At 63.0% G+C, this 2,983-nt stretch carries 2 protein-coding genes; both read right to left on the reverse strand.

Going from position 1 to position 2,983, the window contains the following annotated elements; all coding sequences use genetic code 11:
- Positions 1-729: ABC transporter transmembrane domain-containing protein (locus DH10_RS36160; protein ID WP_425515401.1), on the reverse strand; the 729-nt coding region annotated here is incomplete at its 3' end.
- Positions 730-769: 40 nt separating this feature from the next.
- On the reverse strand, positions 770-2,983 hold a 2,214-nt coding region (locus tag DH10_RS36165; protein ID WP_210327899.1), incomplete at its 5' end, for a beta strand repeat-containing protein.

Raw genomic sequence — 2,983 nt, forward strand, 5'->3', positions numbered from 1 at the left:
CCGGTCGCTCGCCCGCCCCTGCTGGCCGAGCGCCAGGCCGCGGTCGCGCCCCCAGCGCCGGACGAGTCCGTCGATCATGCCCATGGCGCGGATGACTTCCGCGTTCCTCAGGCTCATTTCGGTGAAATTGTAATTGGCCGTGGCAAGGTCGTTGGCCTGCTTAAGCGGCGCCCGCACAATATATTCGTTGAGCACCGCCATGGCGATAAGAAGCAGCGAGGAGCCCAGCGCGAAGAAGCCGAGCCAGGGATGCAGGAGAAAGATGATGCCGATATAGATCGGCGACCACGGCAGGTCGAACAATGCATGGATGCCGCTGCCGGTGATCACCTGCCGGAACGTGTCGAAATCGCGGATCGGCTGGCTTTGCGCGGCGCCCTGCGATGGCGTCTCGACGGAAGCCGCCAGGATCTTCGCCGACAGCAGCCGGTCGAGCCGCGCGCTGGCGCGCGTCAGGATCGCGGCGCGCACGAGGTCGAGACCGGCGAGCGCCAGGAACGCCGCAAGCAGCACCAGCGTCAGCATCACCAGCGTGGTCTCGCTGCCGCTGGTGACCACCCGGTCGTAGATCTGCAGCATGTAGAGCGGCGATGCGAGGTAGAGCAGGTTGATCGCCAGGCTGAACACCGCGGCGAAGAGGAAATAGCGGCGGCAGGCGCGAAGCGCTTCCCTGACAATTTTAGGCTTGCCGTTCAATTCCAGAACCCCACTCGATACACGTCTGGTCATTGCGTCAGAGAGCCGCCGCTGCCGGCGGCCCGCCTATTGTTCACACGAGCTCGCTCATTCCGCTGCCGATGCCCGTCAGCGTGAACTCCGCCGGATTGTAGGTGACGACGGTATGGCCTTCGCCGTCATCCGCAAGCTTGAAGCCGCTCGCATCATAAGAGCCGAGCAGATGCAGCGTGGCATTGTGCGCGCCGTCCGAGACGGTCAGCGTGCCGCCGCTGCCATCCTGGCTCGCCTGATAGCTGACCGTCGTGCCGGCGCCGAACAAGATGTCGTTAAGGTCCAGCTTGTCGTCATTGGTAATGCCGCCGATCCGCCCGCTGTAGTCGAAGGAATCGTCGAGCTCGAGCGTGCCGGCCGCATTCTGGGCAAAGGTGACATCCGTCGACGAGGCCGCGCCGAATTCCAGCTTCGACAGATTGCCGATCGTGGCATCGCCGTCGCCGGTGACCGCGCCGTGGATGACGATGTTGCCGCCATTGGCCGAGAGCATGCCGGAATTCGCGACCCCGTCCGCAACGACCAAGCCGCCGGAACCGGTTGCCTCCAGCGTGCCGGAATTGACGACGACGCTGTCGCCGGTGTCGATGACCAGGGCATTCGAGCCGGAGGCAATAATGGTGCCCCTGTTGTCGAGGCTGAGCATGCCATCGCCCAGCTGGCCGGCGCCCGAGATCGTGTTGTCGACATTGGTCAATGTCACGTCCGGACCGGTGCCGGAAATGATATTGAAGGCACTGTCGGACAGGACGACCTGCCCGCCCCCCTCCAGCGTCACGCCATGCTGGATGATCTGCAGCAGGGTTTCGTCGCCGGTCGAGTTCAGCGCGATGATGCCGCTGTTGTTGACCGTGCCGCTCAGCGGCAGCAGGGCGCCGTCGCCAATCGTCATGGTGCCGGCGTTGTTCACCACCGGCGTCTGGTCGAAGACGAAATTGCCGGCGCCGAGCGCGGAGGAATGCACGCCATCCAATGTGATCGACTGGCCGTCGGCGAGCGTGATCACGGCATTGCCGTTGGCGTCGTCGGCGGTATGCGCCTGGACGTCGGCAAAGCTCTGGAAGCCGGAATAGCCGATAAGGTCGACCTGGTCGGCGGCGGCATCGAAGCTGTGCACGGTGTCGTTGCCGATCGGCTGCGAAAACACGAACAGATCGTTGCCGCTCGAGCCGGTGAGCACGTCGTCGCCCGACCAGGCGAAGATCGGGGAACCCTGCGCGTAGGCCTCGACGTTGTCGGCGATCGATGCACTTCCTGTCGTGCCATCGGCGTTGGTCCAGGTCATCGAGACATCGAGCACCACCGCGCCGGCGAAACTGGCAGGCGTGGTGACGGTCAGCTCGTGGACCGCATTGGTCTGCACCGTCCAGGATCCGTCGGCGTTCTGCGTCGCGCCGTCGATGGTCCAGCCGGACGGCACGTCCTTCACTGTGACGGTGACGGCCTGGCCGTCGGAGGGGTCGGTGAGCGCGAGATTTATGGGCTCGCCGGCGGTGCCGGCGGGCTTGAGGCCGCTTGTCGTTTTCGCTGCGTTGGTGTGACCCGAGCTATCCGAGAATGCCCCGCTGTCGATGGTAAGAGTGTAAGAGGATCCGTTGCTGCTACCCGCACCTTTGTCGACTTGGAATGTGTAATGCGTCGAATCGGTGAAACTGCCTGTGCCATTGATTACTGTCACATTCGGCAAACCGGAAACGTGCATCACGTCCGATAGATTGACAAAATTTGCAGTGACGGGCGCACTAAACGTTATCACTACTGTGCTGGGTGTCGCGTTGTTCCCCTGTTTGCCGTCCACAACCGCGGAGATCAGAGTAGCGCTTACATCGTCTGTGCCGAAGACGGTCACAGTCAGGTTGGCCGATGTTGTTCCGCCGTGCCCGTCCGAAACGGTGTAGGTGAAGTTGTCCGTGACGGTCTGACCCGCCGCCAGAGCCTGCACATTGGCTTGGGCATTCGCAAGCGTGTAGGTGTAGGCCCCGGTCGCCTTTGTAATCACCACGGAACCATAGGTTCCGGTCTTGCTGAATGTAGCGCCGTTGTCGGTGCCACCTGAGAGTGCGGATACGGCCAGCGTGTCGGTGGCATCAGGATCGGTATCCGCATTGTCCGAGAATGTTCCAGACGGTGCGCCGGCATGCGCGATTGTCTGCAGCACGTTGCCGGTTGCGCTTGTGTTGGTGTCTTCCTTCGCCCAATTGGTATCAGCCGCCGCAACCGGTGCATCGTTGACCGCGGTGACGTGGATGGTCGA

The organism is Mesorhizobium silamurunense (assembly GCF_014843825.1).
GTDB lineage: Bacteria > Pseudomonadota > Alphaproteobacteria > Rhizobiales > Rhizobiaceae > Mesorhizobium > Mesorhizobium silamurunense.